This is a genomic window from Kaistia sp. MMO-174, assembly GCF_037147815.1.
GTDB lineage: Bacteria > Pseudomonadota > Alphaproteobacteria > Rhizobiales > Kaistiaceae > Kaistia > Kaistia nematophila.
This window is the reverse complement of the sequence record NZ_JBBCUO010000002.1, coordinates 56,107-81,428: the sequence shown is the minus strand read 5'-3', so window position 1 is coordinate 81,428 and position 25,322 is coordinate 56,107. Positions and strand designations below refer to the sequence as shown.

Here is a 25,322-nt window from a genome sequence, read left to right as displayed (position 1 = left end):
AGCGCGAGGCCGCCTGCCTGCATATTCTCCTCGTCTTTCAACAATGCGTCAGGAAATCCGCCATGAGCCAGCGCGCCCTCATCATCGTCGACCTCCAGAACGACTACTTCCCGGATGGCAACTTCCCCCTCGACGGCATCGACGCCGCCGCCGCCAATGCGGCGAAGGTGCTGGAGGCGGCGCGGCGAAGCGGCGACACGGTAATCCATGTCCAGCACCACTCGCAGGCGCCGAACGCACCCTTCTTCGTGCCCGGCACGCGCGGCGTCGAGATCCATGCCGCCGTTCGCCCAGCCGAAGGAGAGGCGGTGGTGACGAAGAATTACCCCAACTCGTTCCGCGCCACGACGCTGAAGGAGCTGCTCGACCGGAACGGAGTCGAGGACGTCGTCATCGTCGGCGCCATGAGCCACATGTGCATCGCCGCGACGGGCCGGGCCGCCGCCGATTTCGGCTATCGCACCACCGTCATCCATGACGCCTGCGCCACCCGGGCGCTGGAGTTCAACGGGACCGTCATCCCGTCGGCGCAGGTCCACGCGGCCAACATGGCCGCGCTCGCCTTCGGCTATGCCAAGGTGATCCCGGCCGCCGAGCACCTCGCCGGCTGACCGACGACCAGGGCCGCGGAATTGATGCGGCGACATTCCGAACCTCCTGTAGATTGATGACGCAGCGTCATGCATCGCATGGAGGTTCGGAATGCCAGCCTTCGACAAGCCGCTCGCCTCGTTGCCGGGCCGGGAGCGCATCGTCCGCAATTCGCATGGCGGACAGGTCTTCATCCACGCGACCGCCGCCGAGACGGCCGGCGCGCTCGGCATGTGGGAGACCTTCTCCGCGCCCGGCACGGGGCCGCACTGGCACACGCACACGCGAGAGACCGAGGTCTTCCGCGTCATCAGCGGCCGCTACCGCTTCTGGTGCGGCGACACCGTGGTGGAAGCGGAGCCCGGCGCGACGATCACGCTGCCGCCCTATGTGCCGCATTGCTGGCGCAACATCAGCGACGTGCCCGGGCGCATGCTGGCGATCGTCACGCCGGGCGGCTTCGAGCAATTGTTCATCGAGCTGGAACGAAGGGGCGCGACATCGGACGCCGACGTATTGGCGATCGAGACCGCGCTCGGGATCGTCGACAGCGGCCTGCAGGGCGCCGTTCGCCCGGATCCCTGACGGACGGCACCGCGATGCCTGTCGCGCGCCCATCTCGCTGTCATGGAGATCTGGCAGGAGCAGCGGCAGGACCGCGCGACGCCGACATCCGGCTTCGCGCCCGAGATCGAAAGACGACAGATGGCTGCCCAGGACGACAGGACGCTCAATTTCTACACACGCGAGGCGGCCGCCTATACCACGCGGGTCCAGGGGGCGAGCGAGCGCCGGCTGCAGCACTTCCTCGCCGGCCTGCCGGCCGGCGGCGTCGTGCTCGAACTTGGCTGCGGTGCCGGGCAGGACAGCGAGTTCATGATCGCCCGCGGCTTTGCCGTCCGCCCCACGGACGGCACGCCAGAGATCGCGCGGGCGGCGGAGCGGCGGCTCGGCATCCCGGTCGCCACCCTGCTCTTCGACGAACTCGACGAAAGTGAAACCTGCGACGGCATCTGGGCCAATGCCTGCCTGCTGCATGTGCCCCGGGCCGACCTGGCCGCCATCCTCAAGCGGATCCATGCCGCGCTGAAGCCGGGCGGCGTGTTCCATGCGAGCTTCAAGGCCGGCCGGGCGGAAGGCCGCGACCAGTTCGACCGCTACTACAATTACCCATCCGAAGCCTGGCTGCGCGAGCTCTATGGCGCCTTCGACTGGGAGATCGCGATCGAGGCCGGCTTCGGCAGCGGCTTCGACAACAAGCCGACCGACTGGCTCTACGTAACCGCCATCAGGGCCGGCTGACGCCGGCGCGATCGGCGGCCCTCAGCCCTCGTCAATCGAACGAATGACCCGCGCCGGATTGCCTCCGACAAGCGTATTCGCGGGAACGCCCTTCGTGACAACGGACCCCGCCGCGACGACCGCGTTCTCGCCTATCGTCACGCCGCCGATGATCGTGACGCCTGCGGCGATCCAGACGTTTCGCTCGATGACGATCGGCTTTGCGATGACTCCATCGCGTCGGTCGGAAGCGGCGATCGGATGGCCGGAGGTGAGGATGCTCACATTCGGCCCGATCATCACGTCATCCGCGATATACAGGCCGCCGAGGCCGTAGAACGTGCAGTTCTGATTCACGAAGACATTGCGCCCCACTTGGATCCCGTCGCCGTCGGCGGAATAGAACGGCGGGATCAAAACAAAGCTGTCGTCTACCTTCCTGCCGATGAGGTCGCTGAACAGCGCCCGGACTTCCCCGGCATCGTCATAGGTCAGGCGATTGATGCTGGCGGTGATCGCCATCGCCCTCCTGACATTCGCTGCCATCGCCGCCGATTCCGGCGTTCCCCGGTGTATCCGCTTGATGTCGCCCTCATTCGCCATGCGCGGTGACCTTCGATTAGGGGGGCGGCTTACACGAAGGGCGGAGCCATGGCCCCGCCCTTCGTTCAATCCGTGAAATCGTCGACCGTGACGACCGTCAGTCGATGTCCTGCACGTCGGCGGCGGGGCCGCCGAGGCGCTGGGCGAGCGCCGCTTCCATGAAGTCGGTCAGGTCGCCGTTCAGCACGTCCTGCGGGCTGGTCGATTCCACGCCGGTGCGCAGATCCTTGACCAGCTGGTACGGCTGCATGACGTAGGACCGGATCTGGTGACCCCAGCCGATGTCCTTCTTGCTCGACTCGGTCGCCATGGCGGCCGCCTCGCGGCGCTCCAGCTCGGCCTCGTAGAGGCGCGATCGCAGCATGTCCCAGGCAGCGGCCCGGTTCTTGTGCTGCGAGCGCTCGCTCTGGCACTGCACGACGATGCCGGACGGCATGTGCGTGATGCGCACGGCCGAGTCGGTCGTGTTGATGTGCTGGCCACCGGCGCCCTGCGCGCGATAGGTGTCGATGCGGCAGTCGCTTTCGTTGATCTCGATCTCGATCGAATCGTCGACGACCGGATAGACCCAGATCGAGGCGAACGAGGTGTGGCGGCGCGCGGCGCTGTCATAGGGCGAGATGCGGACCAGGCGGTGAACGCCCGACTCGGTCTTCAGCCAGCCATAGGACTGCTCGCCCTTGACGAGGATCGTGGCCGACTTGATGCCCGCCTCTTCGCCGTCATGGACTTCCAGCAGTTCGACCTTGCGGCCGCTCTTCTCCGCCCAGCGCGTGTACATGCGCAGCAGGATATTGGCCCAGTCCTGGCTCTCGGTGCCGCCGGCGCCGGCATGGACTTCGAGATAGGTGTCGTTGCCGTCGGCCTCGCCGGACAGCATCGAATTGACCTGGCGCTTGCGGATGTCGCCCTTCAACGCGACGATCGCGGCCTCGGCGTCGGCGATGATCGAGGCGTCGCCTTCGGCCTCGCCCATCTCGATCAGCTCGATATTGTCGGCAAGCTCGCGCTCGCTGGTCAGGACGGCGTTGATGCCATCCTCGAGGCCCTGGCGCTCGCGCATCAGCTTCTGCGCCTTCTGGGGATCATCCCAGAAATTCTGCGTCTCGGAGAGGGCGTTCAGTTCGAGCAGGCGTCTCTGGGCACGATCCCAGTCAAAGATGCCTCCTCAGCAGGGTTATGCCCTGCTTGATTTCGTCGATGATCGATTCGATCTCGGCTCGCATTGGATGGACGTCCATTTCTCGTTCGGGCAGGTTCTCCCCGCCGGGTGGGGCAACATAGTGAGCCCCCCTCTCCATGTAAACCAAGCGGATCGACCCGGGAGACTTTCATGACGCTGCTTCCCAAGGCATTGAACACCCGCCGCCGCCTGCTGGCGGGCCTGGCCCTGCTGCTCTTTCCGGGCATCGCGTTCGCCGATGGCACGATGGCGGCGCGGACCCTGACCAAGACCGACAAGGAGCGGATCGCCCGCTATGAGGCGGCGCAGAAATCCGCCATCGCCGAGGCGCGGAAAGGCGGCGACAGCGCCGAGGTGGCGACGCTCGACGCACTGCTGGCGTTGAAGCCGCAGCCGATCCTCGGCGGCGACATCCGCGGCGATTATCGCTGCCGCACGATCAAGCTCGGCGGCAGCCTTCCCCTCACCGTCTATGGCTGGTTCAACTGCCGGATCGACGAGGACGACCTCGGCTACCGGCTGACCAAGACGAGCGGCTCGCAGCGCCTGACCGGCCACTTCATCGACGATTCCGCCAATCGCCTGCTCTATTACGGCGTCTCGTACATCGCCGGCGACAAGCCGGGCCGCTACGGCGCCAAGGCCGACGACGACCAGGTCGGCTACTTCCTGAAGACGGGCCCGTCGAGCTACCGCCTCGACCTGCCGCTGCCGACATTCGAATCGAAGTTCGACATCATCGAGCTGAAGAAGCGGTAGACAACCCGCTAGTTCCCCTCGGCTCCATCCAGAGCGGCGATGATCTTCGCCAGCATGTCGAGATAGGCCGCCTGCTCTGCCGGCGCGAGCGCCGACAGAGCGGTCGCATTGACGCCGTCGATCGCCTCGCGCACGGCCCGCGCCTTCTCCATGGCTGCCGGCGTCAGGGAAACCAGCGTGCTGCGCCGATCGTCCGGATCGGGCCTCTTCTCGACAAGGCCGTCACGCTCCATGCGCGCCAGCGTCGCCGCCATGGTCGGCTGCTCGATCGCCGCCACCTCCGTCAGCGCCCTCTGCGACAACGCCGCACCGCCCCCCAGCGCAAAGAAGACCGGAAGCTGCCCGGACGAGATGCCGAGCGGCTTCAGGCGTCGATCGATGGCGCGCGCGAACAGGCGGGCCGCCCAATTGGTCATGTAGCCGGCCGAGCGGCTGCGCTGAAGCGTCATTTAAATAGCTTGCTATCTAATTGCATCGTATGCTATACATCTCCCAATGACCTCTCTTCGGCAAGCGAGAGTGACACCATGAACCGCAGAATTCTCCTCCGCACCCTGCATGCGACCGCCGGATCGATCGCCCTCCTCGCCATCCTGTCGTTCCAGACGGCCACGCTGACGACCGAGATCCTCGGCGACCCCGCGCGCATCGCGGCCGTGAAATCGTTGATCGTCATGGGATTGCTGATCCTGATCCCGGCGCTCGCGGCGACGGGCGGCAGCGGCTTCGCCCTCTCCGGCCCGCGTCCCAAGGGGCTGGCGGCGCGGAAACTCAAGCGCATGAAGATCGTCGCCGCCAATGGCCTGCTGATCCTCGTCCCCGCGGCGCTCTTCCTCAACTGGAAGGCCGGCCAGGGAGCCTTCGATCTCGCGTTCTGGTCCGTGCAGGTGGCCGAGATCGCGGCAGGTCTCGCCAACCTCGTCCTGCTCGGGCTCAACATGCGGGACGGCCTGCGGATGACCGGGCGCATCGGCCGCGACGGTTTGCGCCGCCGCCTCACGCGCCCGGTCTAAGGTGCTCTACAGCAGCGTGCCGCTCAGGATGACGAGCGCCACCGAGAAGTAGATGACGAGGCCGGTGACGTCGACGAGCGTCGCGACGAAGGGCGCCGAGGCGCTGGCCGGGTCGAAGCCGAGCCGCTGCAGGATGAAGGGCAGCATGGAGCCCGTCATCGAACCGAAGGTGACGATGCCGAGAAGACCGGTGCCGACGGTTGCCGCCACCAGGATCCAGTGCTCGCCATAGTCATAGAGGCCCAGCATCTGCCAGACGGTGATGCGGATGATGCCGAGCGTGCCGAGGATGGCGCCGAGCGTCAGGCCGCTCGGCAGCTCGCGCAGCGCGACGCGCCACCAGTCCCTGAGCTTGACCTCTCCGAGCGCCAGCGCGCGGATGATCAGCGACGTCGCCTGCGAACCGGAATTGCCGCCCGAGCTCATGATGAGCGGGATGAACAGCGTCAGGACGATCGCCTTCTCCAGCTCCGTCTCGAAATGCTGCATCGCCGTCGCCGTCAGCATCTCGCCGATGAACAGCGCACAGAGCCAGCCGGCCCGCTTCCGCATCATCATCAGGAAGCTGATGTCCATGTAGGGCTCGTCGAGCGCCTCCATGCCACCGAACTTCTGCACGTCCTCCGTGCTCTCCTCGAAGATGGTGTCGATGATGTCGTCGACGGTGACGATGCCGACGACATGGAAGCGTTCGTCCACGACCGGCACGGCGATCTGATCGTATTTCGAGAACAGGCGCGCCACTTCCTCGCGGTCTGTGCGGGGGGTGACGGTGATCGGACGGCGGTGCCGGGCTGCGGACAGGACAGGCGCATTCGGTTCGGCCGCGATCAGGCGGCGCAGCGTCACCGTCTGGACCAGGGCCTGCGTTACCGGATCGAGCACGCAGATCGTGTAGATCGTCTCGCGGCTCTTCTCGACCACGCGGATGTGCTGCAGCGTCTGGCCGACGGTCCAGTTGGCCGGCACGCTGACCACCTCCGTCGTCATGATCGAGCCGGCGCTGCCCTCGGGATAGGCGGCCAGCCGGGCGACGGCGTTGCGCGTCTCGGGGTCGAGCTTGGCGATCAGCTGCGACCGGCGCGGCTCCTCGATTTCGGCAAGAAGGTCAGTGGCCCGATCCGCCGACATGCCGGCGAGAACGCGCACGGCGCGCCCGATCGGCAGGCTCGAGATCAGTTCGACCGAGGCCTCGAACTCCGGCTGGTCGAGAACCTCGATCAGCCGATCTTCGGAAAGGCCGGCCAGGATGGCCGGAGCCTCCTCGGGCTCGTGTTCGTTGAGATGTTCGACGAGGTCGGCGACGTGCTCGCCTTCGAGGTCCAGTGCGCGCGAACGCAGGGTCGCCTCGTCTTCGCGGACGATATCTTCCATGACTCACTCCGATCGGCCACCCAGCCGGTCGCGTGAGCCGATCGAGCGATCAGGTCACGGCGGCCGTGGGCGGCGCCTGTATTCGACAGCTACTGTCGCTCGACATGAAACGGGGGTTCCGATGGGGGTCGGCGGCCCGGAGGCAAACCGACTTGACTGTGGTGAGGTGCGCCAGTACGGGCGCGGCGTCAAGGCCTTTCGCGCAGCTCCCTGCAACGAAATCCAAAATGACGCAGAATTGCGGCATGATGGCACCCTGAGGCGGCTACGGAACACGCAGAGCCCGATCCTGGCAAATCCCCCAGGGACCCGGCTCAGCTGCGCATGGCCACCAGAATCGCCCCGGACGCGATCAGGAGCACGCCCAGCCAATTCTTCGCCGAGAGCTTCTCGCTCAGGAAGACGACTCCGAATACCGCCACCAGGACGACGCTCAGCTTGTCGATCGGCGCGACGCGGGCGGCGTCGCCGAGCTTCAGGGCGCGGAAGTAGCAGAGCCAGGACGCGCCCGTCGCGAAGCCGGATAGCACCAGGAAGGCATAGCTCTTCGGCGACACCGTGCCGAAGGGCTGCCACTGACCGGTCGCCGTCAGGATGAAGGCGATGGTGACGAGGATGACGATGGTGCGAATGAAGGTGGCGAAGTCGGAATTGACATTGCTGATGCCGACCTTGGCGAAGATGGCGGTCAGAGCGGCAAAACCGGCTGAGAGCAGCGCCCAGAAGATCCACGACGCAAGCATGTCCCGCATTTCTGTTCTCCTCGGCGAGGCCGGAAGCGTCGCAGAAGGCAGTTCGGCGCGCAACGCGGGAAAGCCCCTCACCCCAGCCCTCTCCCGCGCGCGGGAGAGGGAGCACGACGGCACTCCTCACGAGGACAGGGCCGCGCACCTGCTGGCCCTCACCCGCTTGTGGGAGAGGGTTGGGTGAGGGTCTTGCTGCCTAGCCGAGCGGCCGCACCATAAAGCGGGCGTCGTCGTCGTAGCTGCGGAGCTTCGTCTCCAGCGTCGGGTCCGACACCGTCTCGAAGCCATGTCGGCCCCAGAACCCGGCCGATTCGTTGACCGCGACCAGAGAGACGTCCGGGCAGCCCGCCCTTGCCGCGCCCTCGAGCAGGATGCGGACGATGGCGGAGCCGGCGCCCTGCCCGCGCGTCTCCGGCAGCAAGGCGAGGTCATGGATGTAGTAGGTGGTCGGCCGCTCCGGCAAGGCGCCGAGCAGCGTGTTCAGCGACGGCGGCGCGAAGGCGAGCGCCGGATGGCTCAGCACATAGGCGATGAGCGCGCCGTCCTTCTCATAGACCCAGCATCCCTCGGGCCACAGGCGCAGCCGCTCGGCAAAGATCTCGGGATCCTCGGGATAGGCCTCATGCACGCGATCGGCGATCGCGGCCACGGCCGGGAGGTCGGCCGGCCGCATCGGCCGCCATCCGCCCGTCGTCATCGGAAATTCGGTCATGGTCTCGTTCGGGAATACGGCGCAAACGAAGAGGCCGCGGGGGAGCCCGCGGCCTCTTGGATCAATACAATCCGCCGGTGCCGGATATGACAGCCCGGTCGGCCTCCGGCGCCACGGTCAGCGGCTGACCATTCGCATCGGTCTGGCCGATGATCGAGTAGGTATCCGGCGGACCCGTGCCCGGCTTGAACGCCTCGAGGATCGTGCCCGGATTGCCGGCGGCGGAGCGCATACCGGTCTTGCGGTCGATCGGGATCAGCGTCAGGCCCTCGGGCACGCGGAAGGGAATGCCCGGCTTGTCCGCAAGCGCCAGCTTGAAGAAGTCGCCGGCGATCGGCGCTGCGACCTCGCCGCCCGTCATGCCGCGACCCATCGGCTTCGGATTGTCGTAGCCGATGAAAACGCCGACCACGAGATCGGGCGAGTAGCCGATGAACCAGGCGTCCTTGTAGTCGTTCGAGGTGCCGGTCTTGCCCGCGAGCGGCTTGCCGACGCTCTTAAGCACCGTCGCCGTACCCCGCTGCACCACGCCTTCGAGCATGGAAGTGACCTGGTAGGCCGTCATCGGGTCGAGCACCTGCTCGCGATTGTCCTCGATGAGCGGCTCGTCCTGATGCGTCCACTGCTCGGCGTCGCACTGCTCGCAGACCCGCTCCTCATGCTTGAAGATGGTCTTGCCGAAGCGGTCCTGGATGCGGTCGATCAACGTCGGCTTCACCTGGCGGCCGCCATTCGCGAACACCGAATAACCGGAGACCATGCGCAGCACCGTCGTCTCCGACGCGCCAAGCGCGTTCGGAAGGAACGGCCCGAGCTTGTCGTAGACGCCGAAACGCTTGGCGTATTCGGCCACGAGCGGCATGCCCATGTCCTGCGCCAGACGCACCGTCATCACGTTACGCGACTGCTCGATGCCGGTCCGGAGCGTCGACGGCCCGTAGAACTTCTGGGCGTAGTTTTCCGGACGCCAGATCGGCTGGCCATAGCCTGGGTCGATTTCGATCGGCGCGTCCATCACGACGGAGGACGGCGTGTAGCCATTGTCGAGCGCGGCGGCGTAGACGAATGGCTTGAAGGACGAACCGGGCTGGCGCATCGCCTGCGTCGCACGGTTGAACTGGCTCTCCGAATAGGAGAAGCCGCCATCCATCGCCAGCACGCGGCCGGTATGCGGATCCATCACCACCATGGCGCCGCCAATGTTCGGCACCTGGCGCAGGCGGTAGGAGTCGGGCTTGCCGTCGGCCGGCTCGACATAGACGACGTCGCCGACCTTCAGCACGTTCTCGACGGTCCGCTTGCCGCCGAGCGTCCATTTCATCTCGGAGGCCGGGATCGTGCCCGTTTCGCGCGCGGCCAGCAGCTTGCCGGTTTCGTCGCGGCCGGGCTGCAAGCCGATCTGGGCCTCGTCCTTGCTGGTCGCGGTCACGATGGCCAGGCGCCATTCGATGACGTCGGTGAGCGCAGGCACGCTGCCGACGGCAACGCCCCAGTCGCCCTCGATCGGCACGTTCTTGACCGGGCCGCGCCAGCCATGCTGCTCGTCAAACTGCACCAGGCCGTTCATCAGCGCCTGACGCGCCATCACCTGCATGCCCGGGTCGAGCGAGGTGCGGACCGAGAGGCCGCCGTCATAGAGCGCCTTCTCGCCATACATCTGCATCAGCTGACGGCGCACTTCCTCGACGTAATAGTCGGCGGCGAAGATGTGCGGGCTGGCGACGCGCGTCTTGACGCCGAGCGGCTGGGCCTTGGCGGCCTCGCCCTCATCGGCGGTCGCGTAGCCATTCTCGACCATGCGGTCGATGACCCAGTTGCGGCGCTCGATGGCGCGGTCGGCGTAGCGGAAGGGATTGTAGTTGTTCGGGCCCTTCGGCAGGGCGGCGAGATACGCGGCCTCAGAGAGCGTCAGCTCATGCACCGACTTGTCGAAATAGGACAGCGACGCCGCGGCGACGCCATAGGAGCCGAGGCCGAGGAAGATTTCGTTCAGATAGAGCTCGAGGATCTTGTCCTTCGAGTTCGCCTGCTCGATGCGCAGCGACAGGATCGCTTCCTTGATCTTGCGATCGAGCGAGCGCTCGTTGGTGAGCAGGAAGTTCTTGGCGACCTGCTGGGTGATCGTCGAGGCGCCGATCATGCGCTTGTCGGACGAGAGCGCGGCGACGTTCTGCAGCGCGGCGCGGGCGATGCCGTAATAGTCGAGGCCGGCGTGCTGGTAGAAATTCTTGTCTTCGGCCGAGATGAAGGCTGCCTTGACCCGATCCGGGATCGCCTGGATCGGCAGGTAGAGACGCCGCTCGCGGGCATATTCGCCGACCAGCTGGCCGTCCGACGCATGGATGCGCGTCATCACCGGCGGCTCGTATTTCGCCAGCACCTCGACGGAGGGCAGACCGCCCGTCAAGCCGGAGACATACCAAGCCACACCTGCAGCAACTGCCAAGAAAAACACGGCGCCAATCCCGAATAAATAGCCGATTAGTCGCAGAAACATATCGCTCGCGTTCCCCGCTGGATCGCCTTGCCGGCGACGAGCTCAGGCCGACGAGACGAACCCCGGTTCGAAATTGGATGAACGGCCTGGCACGGGTTGCCACACCGGTTCCGATAAAAGAACGACACCGCCCGCGCTCTCCGCGCGACCAACGCCACAAGGCTTCAGGCTCAACCGCCCGTTGACTGAAGGCGAACTGCAGGTTCGTTTGGCCTCGATAGACCCAACGGGTCCGTTCTTCCAGTCGATTTGTGGAGAAACTTGGGCGCAGAGGCCACCAAGGGAAGCGCTGGCGGCTGCGTGATTTTCAGGCAACAGCGGATTCATGGCGCGCCGACCGCGGAATTCGGGGCTTCCGAGGCCGCCATGTTCGCCACCCGGTTGCGGAAATATCCGTCGATCGCCCGCGAGATCGCCACCGCCGTCTTGTCCCGCCATTCGGAGGAAGTCAGCAGCTTTTCATCATCCGGATTGGACAGATAGCCGAGTTCGACCAGCGCCGACGGCACGTCCGGCGCCTTCAGCACCATGAAACCCGCCTGCTGGTGCGCGCGCTTGAACAGCCGCACGCCGGGCTTCAGTTCCTTGATCACGTTGCGGGCGAAGACGACGGCGAAATTCTTCGTCTCGCGGCGCGCGAGGTCGATCAGGATGTCGGAGACCTCGTTGGTATCCTCGGGCACCTCGACGCCGGCGAGGATGTCGGACTTGTTTTCCGATTCCGCGATCGATGCCGCCATCTGGTCCGAGGCGCGCTCCGACAGGGTGTAGACGGTCGCGCCGCGGATATCGCTGCCCGAGAACGAATCGGCGTGGATCGAGATGAACAGGTCCGCGTGCTTGGCGCGCGCATACTGGACGCGGCCGCGCAGGGGGATGAACGTGTCGTCCGAGCGCGTCATCAGCACTTCGTAGCGGCTGTTCGCCTCCAGCTTCTCGCGCAGCGTCTGGGCGAAGGCGAGGACGATGGTCTTCTCCATCATACCGGACTTCGCGATGGCGCCGGAATCGATTCCGCCATGGCCGGGATCGAGCACGATGCGCAGCTTGCCGTCGTTGGGTGCCGGGCCCGGCGTCGCGTCGAGCTCGTGCTGGGCGGCGGCGCGGTCGCGATCACGCGAGATCCGCAGCGTATCGAGAAAGGCGGTGCGGGTGCTCTTGACCAGGTCGACCACGAGACGGGCGGGCTGGTCGTTCTCGGCCGGCAGCACGAAGGCCTTGTCGACCGCGACCGGCCCGGTCGCATCGAGCACGATGCGCGACTTGCCGGCGGAGATCAGACCGTAGCGGAAGGCGGAGATCAGCCCCTTGCCGGTCTTGCCGGCGTCAGCGGCGAGGTCGAAATGCATTTCCGGCAGGTCGACGACGACGCGATAGGGCTCGTCGAGCGTAAAGACCGACACGGCCGAAGGGCCGGTCAGGTCCATGACGAAACGGGTGCGCGCCGCATCCCCGACGACGCGGGCCTCGCGCGCGACGACCGGTGCCGTCTCGGCCACGGCCGGGACGACCGCCGACGGATCATCGCCGGCCGAAGGGCTCGCGACCCGCGAGGGAAGCTGCGAAACGGGCGACGCGTCGCCGGGCCGCGATCCGGCCGGCGCAATCGCGGAGGTGATGCTGTTGTCGATCGGGGATTCCGCCGCCGAAGCCAGCGCGGAAACCAGTATGAAGCACCCGGCGCCCAGCCATCGCCCGAGCCCGTGGCGGACCCGTCGCCAACTCCGTGGATTGCCGCTGATGCCTTGTCGTTCTCGCATGCCTGTCGTATCGCCCGGTTCAGCCTGGCCCCCGCCCCGATCACGGCTGTTTAGACGAATAGGATCGAATGGTTAAGAGCTCCTGACCAGACGAGACCGGCGCAGTGTAGCACAACTGAAAAATCTGAGCCGGATCAGTGCCGGTAGCGCCCTCTCGATCGCCGGTCCGCCCCACCCAATATCCTTGCCAAGAATCGTCGCCTTCCATAAAAGGAGACTACGGAATTCATCCTCCGACCGGTTTGCTGCCTAACGTGGCGTGATCGGCATGATGCGGTGGGGCGCTGAGAGACATCCGGCCGGAGCTAACGGCCCAAAGTCCCAGGAGCGCTCCGCGGTCACTTCGGTGCATGGTGGGAGGATGGGACAGGTATCCTTGTCGTGCACGCTCGACTTTTCCGAGCGCTCGACGAGCGGACCTGCGATCCGGCGGCTGCGTGACGCGGAAGCGTCCACGGTCGGATTTCCGGCTGAGGCAACTTGGCCGGCGTGTTCTTCAAGAGGCTCAAAGCGCGTACCGATGTTCTTGCCGACCCCCTATCGTCCCGCCAACCTTGAACCGGCCATTGCCGGTCGGGTGGCATCGACGGTGCTGGCGCAGGCACGCGCACGTTCACTTTTCCCCCATTTCGGCTTCTTCGCGATCAACACGGCATCGGCGCTTCGCGCCGGCCGGAGACTTGCGCGTCGAGCCATGGAGAATTTCCAATATGGCAAACAAGATGCTCATCGATGCCACCCACCCGGAGGAGACCCGGGTCGTGGTGGTGCGCGGCAATCGGGTCGAGGAATTCGACTTTGAATCTGCCAGCCGCAAGCAGCTTCGCGGCAATATCTATCTAGCCAAGGTCACGCGCGTCGAACCCTCGCTGCAGGCGGCCTTCGTTGAATATGGCGGCAACCGCCACGGCTTCCTCGCTTTCTCGGAAATCCACCCCGACTACTACCAGATCCCCGTCGCCGACCGTCAGGCGCTGATCGAGGCGGAAGAGCAGGAAGAGCGCGAGGCCGAGGAGCGCGCCGCCGCCAAGGCCAAGAATGCGCGCCGGCGCAGCGGCCGTTCGGCTGCCGCCAAGGCCGCCGACGAAGCCCGCTCGGAAGCCGTCGGCGCCGAGGAAGGCGCATCGGCCGAAGCAGCCCAGGCTGACGAGGCAAACGCCGAGGCCGGCGCCCATGACGAGGCGCATGCCCACGACGCGCATGCCGGCGAGCAACACGACGATCATTCCCATGATGACGAGGCTCATGGCGAGCGCCGGGCCTCGGCCGAGAGTGACGACCATGCCGACGAGAACGGCGCGGAGGACGATTCCTCGTCGCATCTCGACGCCCCCGCCTCCGACCATAGCGTCGAGGAGATCGGCGGCGACGAGGAGCATGAGGAAGACGCCGTCGAGCTGGTCGGCGCCGAGGACGCGCTCGAGGAACTGCCCGAGCGCCGCCGTGGCCGTGGCCGCCAGTACAAGATCCAGGAAGTGATCAAGCGCCGCCAGGTGCTGCTCGTCCAGGTCGTCAAGGAAGAGCGCGGCAACAAGGGCGCGGCTCTCACCACCTATCTGTCGCTCGCCGGCCGCTATTCGGTGCTGATGCCGAACACGGCGCGCGGCGGCGGCATCTCCCGCAAGATCACCAACACCGCCGATCGCAAGCGCCTCAAGGAAGTCGCCGCCGATCTGGAGGTGCCGGAGGGTATGGGCGTCATCCTGCGCACGGCAGGCGCCTCGCGCACCAAGGCCGAGGTCAAGCGCGACTTCGAATATCTGCTGCGCCTCTGGGAGAACGTCCGCGAGCTGACGCTGCGCTCGGCCGCCCCTACCCTCGTCTATGAGGAAGGCAGCCTGATCAAGCGCTCGATCCGCGATCTCTACAACAAGGACATCGACGAGGTTCTCGTCGCCGGCGATGACGGCTATCGCGAGGCGAAGGACTTCATGCGCATGCTCATGCCGAGCCATGCGAAGAACGTGCAGCCCTATCGCGAGAGCCAGCCGATCTTCGCCCGCACCGGCATCGAGGCGCAGCTCGACGCGATGTTCTCGCCGCAGGTGACGCTGAAGTCCGGCGGCTACATCGTCATCAACCAGACCGAAGCGCTCGTCGCCATCGACGTGAACTCGGGCCGGTCGACGCGCGAGCACAACATCGAGGACACCGCGCACCAGACGAACCTGGAAGCGGCCGAGGAAGTGGCGCGCCAGCTCCGCCTGCGCGATCTCGCAGGCCTGATCGTCGTCGACTTCATCGACATGGAGGAGAAGCGCAACAACCGTTCGGTCGAGCGCAAGCTCAAGGATGCGCTGAAGAACGACCGCGCCCGCATCCAGGTCGGCCGCATCTCGCATTTCGGCCTGCTCGAAATGTCGCGCCAGCGTCTGCGCACCGGCGTCGTCGAGAGCTCGGTCGAGACCTGCCCGCATTGCCATGGCACCGGCTATGTCCGCGCGCCGGCGTCGGTGGCGCTGCATGTTCTGCGCTCGCTCGAGGACAACCTCCTCAAGGGCGCAACCCACAACCTGACCATCCGCACCAAGACGGTCGTCGCGCTCTACATTCTCAACCAGAAGCGCAACCACCTGGCCGAGATCGAGGCGCGCTTCGGCATCGCTATCACCGTTCTCGCCGACGAAAGCGTCAACTCCGCCCAGCACTACATGCTGGAGCGCGGCGAAGCGGTCGCTCCGCGTGACGTCCCGCAGGTCGCGGCCCCGTCTCACATCGTTCATCCCGACACGATCCAGCCGGTCGACGAGGAGATCGAGGACGAGACGGAGGCCGATGGCGCCGAGGCAGAGGCGGAAGCCGCTAGCGAAGGCTCGGCCGATGGCGCCCGTGCCGATGAAGGCGGACGCCGCAAGCGCCGTCGCCGTCGTCGGCGTCGTGGCGGCGAGGCTGCCGGCGAGGCCGGACAGGAAGCCGGAGCCGCCGATGCTGGTGACGAGGACGAGGACGGCGAGGCCGGTGAAGGCGCCGCTGCCGAGGCCTCGACGGGCGAAGCCTCCGAGGCGGGCCAGGACGCCGAAGGCGACGAGACCGAGCACGACGAGAATGGCGAGCCGCGCCGTCGGCGCCGCCGTGGCCGTCGCGGCGGCCGCCGTGGTCGCCGTGGTGCCGAGGGCGAAGGCTCCGACGAGAACCGGACGCTCGAGCTCGACGAAACCGGCGAAGTCATCTCCGAAGGCTATGTCGAGGTCGAGGATGAAGGCATTCGCGACGTCGAGCCGGAAGATGCCGGCGAGCGCCTGATCGCCTCGGACATCCCGGTCGCCGACATCGCCGACATGTCCGAGCCGTTCCTGGACGAGATCCGCGACGAGCCGGAACTCGACATGCCGGAAACCGGCGACAACGAGGATGACGCGCCGGCGGAGGAACGCCCGAGCTTCAGCGTGATCACCGAGGACACGATCGAGGCCGAGGAACAGGCCGAGGCGGTCGAGCGTGAGCTCGATCAGGCAGCCGCGGCGTCGGAAGCGCCGGCCCCTCAGGCCGAGCCCGCCGCCGAAGAGGCCACGCCCCCGGCAGAGCCCGAGGAAGACCGCCCGAAGCGCGGCGGCTGGTGGCAGCGCCGCTCCTTCTTCTAGGCGCAGCGAAAAGCATCTGGCGAAAGCCCTATGAATCGAAAAGGCCCGGCATCCGCCGGGCCTTTTCCTTTACGAGCTTCGCCGCGTCTCAGACGGCGACGGCGAGGCGGACGTCGAGATTGGAGCGGGTCGCTTCCGAATAGGGGCAGACGACATGCGCCTTGGCGACGAGATCCTCGGCGGTTGCCTTGTCGAAGCCGGGGATGGCCACCTGGATCGCCGCGTCGAGGCCGAAGCCGGCGCCGTCGGCGCGCGGACCGATGCCGACTTCCGCCGTCACGGTGGTGTTGTCCGGCAGCTTGACCTTCTCCTTGCCGGCGACGAAGCGGAGTGCGCCCATGAAGCAGGCCGAATAGCCCGCCGCGAAGAGCTGTTCCGGATTGGTGCCGGGGCCGTCATTGCCGCCCAGCGACTTCGGGATGCTCAGCTGAAGATCGAGGCGACCATCGGAGCTGGTGCTGCGGCCGTCGCGGCCACCACCCGAGGACGTTGCGGCGGCGGTGTAAAGTATCGTCATGATTGGCTCCTGCATGCTCGGCGCCGAGGCGCCCATCGGTCCGGCTGTCGTCCGGCGACGAATTAGATCGCACACGATTTAATCGATGACGATATACATGATCGCATGGCTGCGCTGCGATTCAGGCGCTTCCGCTTCAATCGCACGCGACCTAATATGCGCGGTCAAACCGGAGATGCCCCATGGCGCCGACAGATGCCCCCGTGCTCGACCTCGATCGGATGCTCTGCTTCGCGATCTATTCCGCCAATGGCGCCTTCAACCGCGCCTATCGGCCGATGCTCGACCAGCTTGGCCTCACCTACCCGCAATATCTGGTGCTGATGGCGCTCGGCGATGCCGACGGCCTGACCGTCGGCGAGATCGGGGCGCGCGTCTTTCTCGAATCGAACACGCTGACGCCGCTCTTGAAGCGGCTGGAGGCCGCCGGCCACGTCGCCCGCCGCCGCGATGCCGCCGACGAGCGGCAGGTGCGCGTCTCGCTCACCGATCAGGGGCGGTCGCTGCTGCAGGATGCCTGCGCCGTGACCGGGTCGCTCGCCGGCAGGCTCGCCATCACCGAGACGCAGGCGATGGCGCTGCGCGACAGCATCGCCGCGCTGCGCGACATCCTGCAGGATGCCGGCGCCACCGCGCCGGCCGCCGCGGACCGCGACGGATGAGCGCAAGCGGGTCCGTATTCCTCCGGATTGCGCGCGACGGCCTTTGACTTGGCCGCGTCGCGGCGGCATAAGCAGGGGAAATACCTGTCGAGAGAAGGGTCGAAAATGGGCTGGTTCCTGACCGAATTGTTCACCTGGTGGAACGGCCAGACCATGGGCACGCGCCTCTATACCCGGCGCAAGGGCGAAAAGGTCGGCACGGACGAATTCGGCAACACCTATTACCGTACCCCGGACAAGGACCGCACCGCTGGCGGTTTCCCGGAGCGCCGCTGGGTCGTCTACAACGGCTACGCCGAAAGCTCGACGATCCCGACCGGCTGGCATGGCTGGATCCATCACCGCCTCGAGACGCCGCCGTCGCAGCTCGCCTATACGCCGCGCGACTGGCAGAAGCCGCACCAGCCGAACGGCACCGGTACCGCCGCCGCCTATCGCCCCAAGGGCTCGATCGTCGGCGCCGACCAGCGTCCGCGGGCAACCGGCGACTACGAGGCCTGGACGCCCTAGTCCCGCTTCCCCTTTGCCGACCCCGGCCGGCTTGCGAGCCCTCCCCTGCGGAGGGCTCTTTTGTTTCGGGCCCGCCTTGCCCGATCGCGAATGCCAGCCTCCGGCCCGCTGGCCGTTCCCGCCCACGCGCCTGCCGATTCGCCGGGCGGTGCGCAGTCGACGAACACCATGGCGAGCGCGCTCCCTGCAAGGCTGGCGGCTTTCCGCCATTTCCAATTTCGCAAGGTCGCCGCGGCCACACTCGCCGGGATCCTCGCCTCCTGTGGAGATTGAGGAAAAGGCGGGCACACCACCCTCCCCGCGGGACCCGTCATGCGGGTGGCATCGCTTCGTGCCTCGGGTCGCAAGGCTTTGTTAACCTTGAAACTCCTGTCGATCCAATCGGCTGTGCCGTTGCGCTACGCAACCGCCTCCGGAAAATGCAATGACAAATCCACATCTAGCCGGCTCAGAATTCACCACCACTATTCCTTGACGCTTTCGCCGGACTCGTCATAGCTTCCGGACAGAGAGTTGGAATGCGCTCTGGGCCGCTCGGCCCAGATTTTCCAGGACATCGCTGGCAGATTCGGCATACGCGGACGGGCAGACTCCCGCCCCCGTCTGATCGCCTTTTTGTGTCCTCGGCGTGAGTTCTCAGCCGTGACTTTTGGATGTGTAAATACTATATTTAGAGCTTCAGCGTAGCTTGAGCACAAGATGATGGATGGCTAAAACCCATCCGCGCGTAATGCGTTGGGCAAGGGACAGAGCGGGCGCCATGGCGCGCCTGCCAATGGCGGGTCCGGGACGGGACCGCCAGAAAGCAAGGGGCTTGAGACGATGCGGATCGAACGGCGCTACACTACAGCAGGCCAGTCAGCCTATGCCGGTATCGAGTTCCGAACGACCAAGAGCGAGATCCGCAATCCCGACGGATCGGTCGTCTTCCGGCTGGAAGGCATTGCCGTCCCCGCCACCTGGAGCCAGGTCGCGAGCGACATCATCGCCCAGAAGTATTTCCGCAAGGCAGGCGTCCCGGCGCGCCTGAAGCGCGTCGAGGAGAACGACATTCCGTCCTTCCTCTGGCGCTCGGTCGCCGACGAGAAGGCGCTGGCTGCCCTGCCCGAGAAGGAGCGCTACAGCGGCGAGACCGATTCGCGCCAGGTGTTCGACCGTCTCGCCGGCACCTGGACCTACTGGGGCTGGAAGGGCGGCTATTTCGACACCGAGGAGGACGCCCAGGCCTTCTTCGACGAGCACCGCTACATGCTCGCCACCCAGCGCGTCGCCCCCAACTCGCCGCAGTGGTTCAACACCGGCCTGCACTGGGCCTATGGCATCGACGGCCCGAGCCAGGGCCATTTCTACGTCGATTACAAGACCGGCAAGCTGGTCAAGTCGAAGACCGCCTATGAGCACCCGCAGCAGCATGCCTGCTTCATCCAGTCCGTCTCCGACGACCTGGTGAACGAAGGCGGCATCATGGACCTCTGGGTCCGCGAGGCGCGCCTGTTCAAGTACGGCTCCGGCACCGGCTCCAATTTCTCGGCGCTGCGCGGCGAAGGAGAGCGCCTGTCCGGCGGCGGCAAGTCGTCCGGCCTGATGAGCTTCCTGAAGATCGGCGACCGCGCGGCCGGCGCCATCAAGTCGGGCGGCACGACGCGCCGCGCCGCCAAGATGGTCGTCGTCAACGCCGACCACCCGGATATCGAGAAGTACATCAACTGGAAGGTGCACGAGGAGCAGAAGGTCGCCGCCCTCGTCACCGGCTCGAAGATCAACGCGCAGCACCTCAAGGCCATCATGAAGGCCTGCGTGAACTGCGAGGGCTCGGGCGACGATTGCTTCGACCCGGCCAAGAACCCGGCCCTGAAGCGCGAGATCCGCGCCGCCAAAAAGGCGCTGGTGCCGCAGAACTACGTCCTGCGCGTCATCCAGTTCGCCAAGCAGGGCTACACCGACATCGAATTCCCGACCTACAACACCGACTGGGATTCGGAAGCCTACCTCACGGTCTCGGGCCAGAACTCGAACAACTCCGTCTCGATCACCGACGACTTCCTGCGCGCGGTGGAAACGGATGGCGACTGGAACCTGATCCGCCGCACCGACGGCAAGATCGCCAAGACGCTGAAGGCGCGCGACCTCTGGGAGCAGATCGGCCACGCCGCCTGGGCCTCCGCCGATCCGGGCCTGCACTTCAACACGACGATGAACGAGTGGCACACCAGCCCGGCATCCGGCCGCATCAACGCGTCCAATCCGTGCTCGGAGTACATGTTCCTCGACGACACGGCCTGCAACCTCGCCTCGCTGAACCTTCTGCAGTTCCGCAACGAGGACAAGTCGTTCGACGTCGAGCGCTACGAGCATGCCTGCCGGCTCTGGACCGTCGTGCTCGAGATCTCCGTGCTGATGGCGCAGTTCCCGTCGAAGGAAATCGCCGAGCTCTCCTACGAGTTCCGCACGCTCGGCCTCGGCTACGCCAATATCGGCGGCCTGCTGATGACCGCCGGCATCCCCTATGACTCGGCCGAAGGCCGCGCCATCTGCGGCGCGCTGACCGCGATCATGACCGGCACCGCCTATGCGACCTCGGCCGAGATGGCCAAGGAACTCGGCCCCTTCCCCGGCTTCGCCAAGAATCGCGAGCCCATGCTCCGCGTCATCCGCAACCATCGCCGCGCGGCGCATGCGGAAGCGACGGGCTATGAGGGCCTGTCGGTACTGCCGGTGCCGCTCGACCATGCCTCGCTTAGGGATGCCCGCCTCGGCGAGCGCGCCAAGGCGGCCTGGGACAGGGCGCTCTCGCTCGGCGAGCAGCACGGCTACCGCAACGCCCAGGCCACCGTGATCGCGCCGACCGGCACGATCGGCCTGGTCATGGATTGCGACACCACCGGCATCGAGCCCGACTTCGCGCTGGTGAAGTTCAAGAAGCTCGCCGGCGGCGGCTACTTCAAGATCATCAACCGCGCCGTGCCGGAGGCGCTCGCCTCGCTCGGCTATGCCGAGCACCAGATCGCCGAGATCGAGGCCTACGCCGTCGGCCACGCCTCGCTGCGCCAGGCGCCGGGCATCAACCACACGACGCTGAAGGCCAAGGGCTTCACCGACGAGGTGCTGGAGAAGCTGGAAGGCTCGCTCGCCTCCGCCTTCGATATCAAGTTCGTCTTCAACAAGTGGGCGCTCGGCGAGGACTTCCTGAAGTCGATCGGCTTCACCGAGGCGCAGCTGAACGACCCGGCCTTCGAGATCCTGCCGGCGCTCGGCTTCTCCAAGAAGGACATCGAGGCCGCCAACATCCATGTCTGCGGCGCGATGACCCTCGAGGGCGCCCCGCACCTGAAGACCGAGCACTACGCCGTGTTCGATTGCGCCAATCCCTGCGGCAAGCTCGGCAAGCGCTATCTCTCGGTCGAGAGCCACATCCGCATGATGGCGGCGGCGCAGCCCTTCATCTCTGGCGCCATCTCCAAGACCATCAACATGCCGAACGACGCGACCGTGGAGGACGCGAAGAGCGCCTACATGCTGTCGTGGAAGCTGGCGCTCAAGGCGAACGCGCTCTATCGCGACGGCTCGAAGCTGTCGCAGCCGCTGAACTCGCAGCTTCTCGCCGATGACGAGGACGATGCCGAGGACGCGGTCGAGGCGCTGGTCGCCAAGCCCGCCGCCGCGCGCGCCGAGCAGATCGCCGAGCGCATCGTCGAACGGATCATCGAGCGCGAAGTCCGCAAGCGCGAGAAGATGCCGGACCGCCGCACGGGCTACACCCAGAAGGCGAATGTCGGCGGCCACAAAGTCTATATCCACACCGGCGAATACCGCGACGGCCGCCTCGGCGAGATCTTCATCGACATGCACAAGGAAGGCGCCGCCTTCCGCGCGATGATGAACAACTTCGCCATCGCCATCTCGCTCGGCCTGCAATACGGCGTGCCGCTGGAAGAATATGTCGAGGCCTTCGTGTTCACCCGCTTCGAGCCGGCCGGCATGGTCACCGGCAACGAGGCGATCAAGAACGCCACCTCGATCCTCGACTACGTCTTCCGCGAGCTGGCCGTTTCCTATCTCGGCCGCAACGACCTGGCGCATGTCGTCCCCGAGGACAACAACGCGACGACGCTCGGCGGCGGCGACCAGCCGACGGTCAAGCCCGCCCCGGTCAGCCACGGCCTCGTCCGCGGCAAGACCGAGCGCTTCAAGCTGGTCGATCGCGCCGGTGAATCGAAGGGCGCCGCAGCGGCTCCGGCCACGACCGCCTCGACCGTGACGGCGCTGCGCACGACGGGCACCGGCGGCGCGGCCGCCACCGCCTTCAAGCGCGACGTCGCCAGCGAGACGGAACTCGTCGTCGGCCAAGCCGAGCCGGCCGCGGCCAGCCAGCCGAAGCCGAAGGCGGCCGAGCAGGTCGCGATCGCGCGGATGAAGGGCTACGAGGGCGAGAGCTGCACCGAATGCGGCAACTTCACCATGGTGCGCAACGGCACCTGCCTGAAGTGCGACACGTGCGGCAACACGAGCGGCTGCTCGTAAGGGAAGAGTTTAGGCCTACAAATCGCGTCTCGGCGACAGCTTTTGTCGAGACGGCCGCTATCGAAACAGTTCAGATGCAGACAACCTGTCGATCCAAGCGGACTAAGACTAGGAGGTTGGAAATGGCAAAGAACACCGGTGACGGATTTCGGCACGGGGCGGTCAGAGGCAGGACGCAATTTCAGCGTCCCGATGGCCATTGGCAGAAGCGAGACGAGGGCAACGGCCAATTGATGGCCGTCAAACAATCTGAGGGCCCTTACAAGGGTGTCGCCAAAGAGCCTGACGGCCGAGACACGCCTAGGTCGCCTGAGGATTGGGATAAGTAGAGTCTGATAGCGCGGCGCGCCGGCATGCGCCCTGAGTGCAGCACTCAAATGAGAGTATGGATCGCCGCTTTGTCGCTATGGTAGCGTCGTGTTGTCGACTCAGGGAGGGAGACAACACATGTCATACAACTATTGGGCTACAAAGCGGTCTATTGGGTGGGCAGTGGAAAAGGAGGGAGCGTCAATGGCTACCTCCGTCCATGAAACACGAGAGACTGCGTGGTTGGAAGCCGGAGACTTGCTCGTGGATCAGGGGGCGAAGCGTTGCTCCAAGATCGGAACGGAAGGATCCTGACCCGCAATTCGTATGGCCGTTTCTACTTGGCGACGGAGTAGCATCCTTGGCCAAGAAGAAGATCCCACTTGCCATTTGCTATGACTTTGATGGCACGCTTGCATCCGGAAATATGCAAGAGCGTGATTTCATCCCTTCAATTGGTATGACTACCGAGTCATTTTGGGATGAGGTTCGTACTAGGTGTGAGAAACACGAAGCTGATAACATACTGATTTATATGGGCCTTATGCTTGAAAAGGCTCGGGCAGCTCATGTTAAGGTTCAGAAAGACGCCTTCTCAGACTACGGCGCTAAACTTGATCTGTTTAACGGCGTAGAGAATTGGTTCGACCGCATCAACGCGTTCGGCAAAGAAGCAGGTATTTCCGTCTCACACCACATCATATCATCCGGCATCAGGGAAATGATAGACGGAACAATTATAGCAAAGTATTTTAGCAATATTTATGCATCGTCGTTCTGCTATGACCACCACGGCGTCGCCGAATGGCCTGCGCTAGCACTGAATTACACCACGAAAACGCAATATCTATTTCGAATAAACAAAAACGTGAAACACGTTTACGATCATGGAAAAATCAACGACTATATCCCACCATCTGAACGACCTGTACCGTTCACGAACATGATTTTTATAGGGGACGGCGAGACCGATATTCCTTGCTTTCGCCTAGTAAAAGACAAGGGTGGCCACTCGGTTGCGGTCTATCAACCCAAAAAGAAGGGCGCCAAAGAGCGCCCCCAGAAGCTGCTAAAGGACGGGCGCGTGAACTTCATGGCGCCGGCTGATTACTCTGAAGGACAAGATGTCGATCGGATTGTGAAGGCCATTATGGAAAAAGTGGCGGCCGACAGCTACCTGCGTACTTTCTAGAGTCGGCGCGTTTCCACAGCATAGCGAGCCTGCCGGGGACGCTTGTCATTTTTGGCATATGCCCCTACTTTTGGTGCATATCGCCATCAGCGGCGGAGGCCTCCCATGTCCCACACCCACGCACTCGACATCGTCGGCGGCGAGAGCGCGCTCGGGATTTCGATCCGCAGCGGGCGCGACCTGATCGCGGCGGTCCGGCACGGCTTGCCGGTCAAGGCGGTCGAGCATGTGCTCGACACCGGCCGGATGACGCTGGCCGAGCTCGATCTGGTCGTGCTGCCGCGCAAGACCCTGTCGCATCGCCGCAAGATCGGCACGCTGACGGCCGACCAGTCCGACCGGCTGATGCGTGCCGCGCGGGTCATCGCCGCCGCCGAGGACACGTTCGGCTCGAAGGAGAAGGCGGCGACCTGGCTGCGCCGGCCGACCACGGCGCTCGGCAACGAGACGCCGCTGTCGCTGCTCGACACCTCGGAAGGCGCGCTGCAGGTGGAAACCCTGCTCGGCCGCATCTCGCACGGCATCGCCGCCTGATGAAGGCGCATGACCTTGCCCGCCGGCGTCCGTCGCCGGTGAAGGCGCCTTGATCGCCTGGCGCATCAGCCGCGCCCCGTTCGCCGATCTCTCGGGAACCGGCGCGCGGCTCTATGGCGGGCGCTGGAATTCGCCGGGCCGCGCGCTGATCTACGCGGCCGAGACGGCGGCGCTCGCCGTGCTCGAGGTCCGCTGCTATCTCGACCTGACGCCCGACCTGCTGCCGGACGATTATGTGCTGACCGGCATCGAGATCGGCGCCGCCGCGATCGAGACCGTCGACGGATTGCCGGAGGCGCCGCAGAAAGTGGGCGACGCCTGGCTCGCCGCCGCGCGCACCCCGGCGCTGCGGGTGCCCTCCTTCATCGTGCCGGAGAGCTTCAACCTGCTGCTGAACCCCGCCCATCCGGCGGCCGGCGATCTCAAGGTGGCGAGCCAGCGGCCCTTCCGCTTCGATGCGCGCCTCTGGCAAGCCGGCGGCTTCTGAGCCGCCGGCGCGGCCTCACAATTGCGACGACAGAAGCCCCTCGCGCAGGGGCGCGCGGATGAACTTCTCCACCAGTTCCGGCGTCCACTCGACATATTCGACGAGGAGGCCATCGGCATGGCGGGCATAGAGAAAGCGCCCGGTCGGCGAGGCGGCCGCCGGCTGGGTGATGGTGGCGCCCGCGCGCAGCAGACGGCGCTCCGCCTCGTCCAGATCCTCGACGATCCACGGGCCGTGACTGTCGCGGATCGGCGCCAGCGCCGCGTCGGTGCCGCCGACGATGAAGGTGTCGCCGATACCGATCAGGTCCCATTCGCCGAAACGCAGGCGAAGATGCGGCTCGCGGCCGTGCAGGGCCTGGAACGTCGCCAGCGCTTGATCGGCGTCATTGGTGAAAACGCGGGCGTAGGTCTTTAGGATCATGGGCTTTTCCTGGGTTTCGGATGTCTCCGTGCCTTCGGATTGGCAGCGCGTCGAACGAGCGACCTGT

Annotated in this window: 23 protein-coding genes; 13 read left to right on the top strand and 10 right to left on the bottom strand. The window is 65.6% G+C overall.

What is annotated here, in order from left to right; all coding sequences use genetic code 11:
- Positions 1-62 precede the first annotated feature (62 nt).
- The 3 genes from WFK98_RS06400 (at position 63) to WFK98_RS06390 (ending at position 1,893) form a co-directional block, all read left to right on the top strand.
- Entirely contained in the window at positions 63-611 is a 549-nt protein-coding gene (locus tag WFK98_RS06400; RefSeq protein ID WP_336799667.1) for a cysteine hydrolase family protein, read from the top strand.
- A gap of 91 nt (positions 612-702) precedes the next feature.
- The gene (locus tag WFK98_RS06395; RefSeq protein ID WP_336799666.1) at positions 703-1,176 is read left to right on the top strand and encodes a cupin domain-containing protein; all 474 of its coding nucleotides are present in this window, start codon (positions 703-705) and stop codon (positions 1,174-1,176) included.
- A gap of 120 nt (positions 1,177-1,296) precedes the next feature.
- On the top strand, positions 1,297-1,893 hold the full coding sequence (locus WFK98_RS06390; RefSeq protein WP_336799665.1) for a class I SAM-dependent methyltransferase: 597 nt from the start codon (positions 1,297-1,299) through the stop codon (positions 1,891-1,893).
- Between the two features lie 21 nt (positions 1,894-1,914).
- On the opposite strand, the gene WFK98_RS06385 is transcribed toward WFK98_RS06390, so the two are convergent.
- The gene (locus tag WFK98_RS06385) at positions 1,915-2,475 is read right to left on the bottom strand and encodes a sugar O-acetyltransferase (RefSeq protein WP_336799664.1); all 561 of its coding nucleotides are present in this window, start codon (positions 2,473-2,475) and stop codon (positions 1,915-1,917) included.
- Positions 2,476-2,572: 97 nt separating this feature from the next.
- A protein-coding gene (gene prfB / locus WFK98_RS06380) for a peptide chain release factor 2 (RefSeq protein ID WP_266339662.1) occupies positions 2,573-3,701 on the bottom strand; the annotation gives its coding sequence in 2 pieces (ribosomal slippage) (positions 2,573-3,631 and positions 3,633-3,701; 1,128 coding nt in all).
- 107 nt (positions 3,702-3,808) lie between these two features.
- Here prfB and WFK98_RS06375 point away from each other — a divergent pair.
- Positions 3,809-4,417: a DUF4893 domain-containing protein gene (locus WFK98_RS06375; RefSeq protein WP_336799663.1), complete on the top strand. Its 609-nt coding sequence runs from the start codon at positions 3,809-3,811 to the stop codon at positions 4,415-4,417.
- A gap of 8 nt (positions 4,418-4,425) precedes the next feature.
- Here WFK98_RS06375 and WFK98_RS06370 read toward each other — a convergent pair whose 3' ends face one another.
- Positions 4,426-4,866 (bottom strand): MarR family winged helix-turn-helix transcriptional regulator, encoded by a 441-nt coding sequence (locus WFK98_RS06370; protein ID WP_336799662.1) that lies wholly within the window; start codon positions 4,864-4,866, stop codon positions 4,426-4,428.
- Between the two features lie 78 nt (positions 4,867-4,944).
- On the opposite strand from WFK98_RS06370, the gene WFK98_RS06365 reads away from it, so the two are divergent.
- Positions 4,945-5,430 carry a hypothetical protein gene (locus WFK98_RS06365; protein ID WP_336799661.1) on the top strand — a complete coding sequence of 162 codons (486 nt, stop codon included), beginning with the start codon at positions 4,945-4,947 and terminating at the stop codon, positions 5,428-5,430.
- A 6-nt stretch (positions 5,431-5,436) separates the two neighbouring features.
- Here WFK98_RS06365 and mgtE read toward each other — a convergent pair whose 3' ends face one another.
- From mgtE to WFK98_RS06340, 5 genes are all read right to left on the bottom strand, one after another.
- Positions 5,437-6,804: a magnesium transporter gene (gene mgtE / locus WFK98_RS06360; protein WP_266339660.1), complete on the bottom strand. Its 1,368-nt coding sequence runs from the start codon at positions 6,802-6,804 to the stop codon at positions 5,437-5,439.
- 314 nt (positions 6,805-7,118) lie between these two features.
- Positions 7,119-7,556, bottom strand: a complete 438-nt coding sequence (locus WFK98_RS06355; protein WP_266339659.1) for an EamA family transporter — start codon at positions 7,554-7,556, stop codon at positions 7,119-7,121.
- A gap of 190 nt (positions 7,557-7,746) precedes the next feature.
- Complete coding sequence (locus WFK98_RS06350) at positions 7,747-8,262, bottom strand: GNAT family N-acetyltransferase (RefSeq protein WP_266339658.1); 516 nt, start codon at positions 8,260-8,262, stop codon at positions 7,747-7,749.
- A 61-nt stretch (positions 8,263-8,323) separates the two neighbouring features.
- Complete coding sequence (locus WFK98_RS06345; RefSeq protein ID WP_336799660.1) at positions 8,324-10,759, bottom strand: penicillin-binding protein 1A; 2,436 nt, start codon at positions 10,757-10,759, stop codon at positions 8,324-8,326.
- A 323-nt stretch (positions 10,760-11,082) separates the two neighbouring features.
- Entirely contained in the window at positions 11,083-12,258 is a 1,176-nt protein-coding gene (locus WFK98_RS06340) for an N-acetylmuramoyl-L-alanine amidase (RefSeq protein WP_336799659.1), read from the bottom strand.
- A gap of 971 nt (positions 12,259-13,229) precedes the next feature.
- Between WFK98_RS06340 and WFK98_RS06335 the strand changes: the two genes are divergently transcribed.
- Positions 13,230-16,100 (top strand): Rne/Rng family ribonuclease, encoded by a 2,871-nt coding sequence (locus WFK98_RS06335; RefSeq protein ID WP_336799658.1) that lies wholly within the window; start codon positions 13,230-13,232, stop codon positions 16,098-16,100.
- 88 nt (positions 16,101-16,188) lie between these two features.
- On the opposite strand, the gene WFK98_RS06330 is transcribed toward WFK98_RS06335, so the two are convergent.
- Entirely contained in the window at positions 16,189-16,617 is a 429-nt protein-coding gene (locus WFK98_RS06330) for an organic hydroperoxide resistance protein (protein ID WP_336799657.1), read from the bottom strand.
- A 182-nt stretch (positions 16,618-16,799) separates the two neighbouring features.
- Between WFK98_RS06330 and WFK98_RS06325 the strand changes: the two genes are divergently transcribed.
- The 7 genes from WFK98_RS06325 (at position 16,800) to WFK98_RS06300 (ending at position 24,832) form a co-directional block, all read left to right on the top strand.
- Positions 16,800-17,279 carry a MarR family winged helix-turn-helix transcriptional regulator gene (locus WFK98_RS06325; RefSeq protein ID WP_266339653.1) on the top strand — a complete coding sequence of 160 codons (480 nt, stop codon included), beginning with the start codon at positions 16,800-16,802 and terminating at the stop codon, positions 17,277-17,279.
- A 105-nt stretch (positions 17,280-17,384) separates the two neighbouring features.
- Positions 17,385-17,789: an NADH:ubiquinone oxidoreductase subunit NDUFA12 gene (locus WFK98_RS06320; protein WP_266339652.1), complete on the top strand. Its 405-nt coding sequence runs from the start codon at positions 17,385-17,387 to the stop codon at positions 17,787-17,789.
- A gap of 822 nt (positions 17,790-18,611) precedes the next feature.
- Positions 18,612-22,310: a vitamin B12-dependent ribonucleotide reductase gene (locus WFK98_RS06315; protein ID WP_336799656.1), complete on the top strand. Its 3,699-nt coding sequence runs from the start codon at positions 18,612-18,614 to the stop codon at positions 22,308-22,310.
- Between the two features lie 447 nt (positions 22,311-22,757).
- Complete coding sequence (locus WFK98_RS27335; RefSeq protein ID WP_442907376.1) at positions 22,758-22,934, top strand: DUF2188 domain-containing protein; 177 nt, start codon at positions 22,758-22,760, stop codon at positions 22,932-22,934.
- Positions 22,935-22,980: 46 nt separating this feature from the next.
- The gene (locus tag WFK98_RS06310; RefSeq protein ID WP_336799655.1) at positions 22,981-23,811 is read left to right on the top strand and encodes an HAD family hydrolase; all 831 of its coding nucleotides are present in this window, start codon (positions 22,981-22,983) and stop codon (positions 23,809-23,811) included.
- 105 nt (positions 23,812-23,916) lie between these two features.
- Positions 23,917-24,345, top strand: a complete 429-nt coding sequence (parS, locus tag WFK98_RS06305) for a type II RES/Xre toxin-antitoxin system antitoxin (RefSeq protein ID WP_336799654.1) — start codon at positions 23,917-23,919, stop codon at positions 24,343-24,345.
- A gap of 49 nt (positions 24,346-24,394) precedes the next feature.
- On the top strand, positions 24,395-24,832 hold the full coding sequence (locus tag WFK98_RS06300) for an RES family NAD+ phosphorylase (RefSeq protein ID WP_336799653.1): 438 nt from the start codon (positions 24,395-24,397) through the stop codon (positions 24,830-24,832).
- A gap of 15 nt (positions 24,833-24,847) precedes the next feature.
- Here WFK98_RS06300 and WFK98_RS06295 read toward each other — a convergent pair whose 3' ends face one another.
- Positions 24,848-25,255 (bottom strand): VOC family protein, encoded by a 408-nt coding sequence (locus WFK98_RS06295; protein WP_336799652.1) that lies wholly within the window; start codon positions 25,253-25,255, stop codon positions 24,848-24,850.
- Between the last annotated feature and the right edge of the window lie 67 nt (positions 25,256-25,322).

Bases quoted from the DNA above. Each gene is read 5' to 3' on its own strand.
- WFK98_RS06355 (WP_266339659.1), bottom strand. From the start codon at position 7,556: ATGCGGGACATGCTTGCGTCGTGGATCTTCTGGGCGCTGCTCTCAGCC.
- WFK98_RS06375 (WP_336799663.1), top strand. From the start codon at position 3,809: ATGACGCTGCTTCCCAAGGCATTGAACACCCGCCGCCGCCTGCTGGCG.
- WFK98_RS06325 (WP_266339653.1), top strand. From the start codon at position 16,800: ATGGCGCCGACAGATGCCCCCGTGCTCGACCTCGATCGGATGCTCTGC.
- WFK98_RS06400 (WP_336799667.1), top strand. From the start codon at position 63: ATGAGCCAGCGCGCCCTCATCATCGTCGACCTCCAGAACGACTACTTC.
- WFK98_RS27335 (WP_442907376.1), top strand. From the start codon at position 22,758: ATGTCATACAACTATTGGGCTACAAAGCGGTCTATTGGGTGGGCAGTG.
- WFK98_RS06385 (WP_336799664.1), bottom strand. From the start codon at position 2,475: ATGGCGAATGAGGGCGACATCAAGCGGATACACCGGGGAACGCCGGAA.
- WFK98_RS06320 (WP_266339652.1), top strand. From the start codon at position 17,385: ATGGGCTGGTTCCTGACCGAATTGTTCACCTGGTGGAACGGCCAGACC.
- WFK98_RS06335 (WP_336799658.1), top strand. From the start codon at position 13,230: ATGGCAAACAAGATGCTCATCGATGCCACCCACCCGGAGGAGACCCGG.
- WFK98_RS06365 (WP_336799661.1), top strand. From the start codon at position 4,945: ATGAACCGCAGAATTCTCCTCCGCACCCTGCATGCGACCGCCGGATCG.
- parS (WP_336799654.1), top strand. From the start codon at position 23,917: ATGTCCCACACCCACGCACTCGACATCGTCGGCGGCGAGAGCGCGCTC.
- WFK98_RS06395 (WP_336799666.1), top strand. From the start codon at position 703: ATGCCAGCCTTCGACAAGCCGCTCGCCTCGTTGCCGGGCCGGGAGCGC.
- WFK98_RS06330 (WP_336799657.1), bottom strand. From the start codon at position 16,617: ATGACGATACTTTACACCGCCGCCGCAACGTCCTCGGGTGGTGGCCGC.
- WFK98_RS06345 (WP_336799660.1), bottom strand. From the start codon at position 10,759: ATGTTTCTGCGACTAATCGGCTATTTATTCGGGATTGGCGCCGTGTTT.
- WFK98_RS06370 (WP_336799662.1), bottom strand. From the start codon at position 4,866: ATGACGCTTCAGCGCAGCCGCTCGGCCGGCTACATGACCAATTGGGCG.
- mgtE (WP_266339660.1), bottom strand. From the start codon at position 6,804: ATGGAAGATATCGTCCGCGAAGACGAGGCGACCCTGCGTTCGCGCGCA.
- WFK98_RS06315 (WP_336799656.1), top strand. From the start codon at position 18,612: ATGCGGATCGAACGGCGCTACACTACAGCAGGCCAGTCAGCCTATGCC.
- WFK98_RS06390 (WP_336799665.1), top strand. From the start codon at position 1,297: ATGGCTGCCCAGGACGACAGGACGCTCAATTTCTACACACGCGAGGCG.
- WFK98_RS06295 (WP_336799652.1), bottom strand. From the start codon at position 25,255: ATGATCCTAAAGACCTACGCCCGCGTTTTCACCAATGACGCCGATCAA.
- WFK98_RS06350 (WP_266339658.1), bottom strand. From the start codon at position 8,262: ATGACCGAATTTCCGATGACGACGGGCGGATGGCGGCCGATGCGGCCG.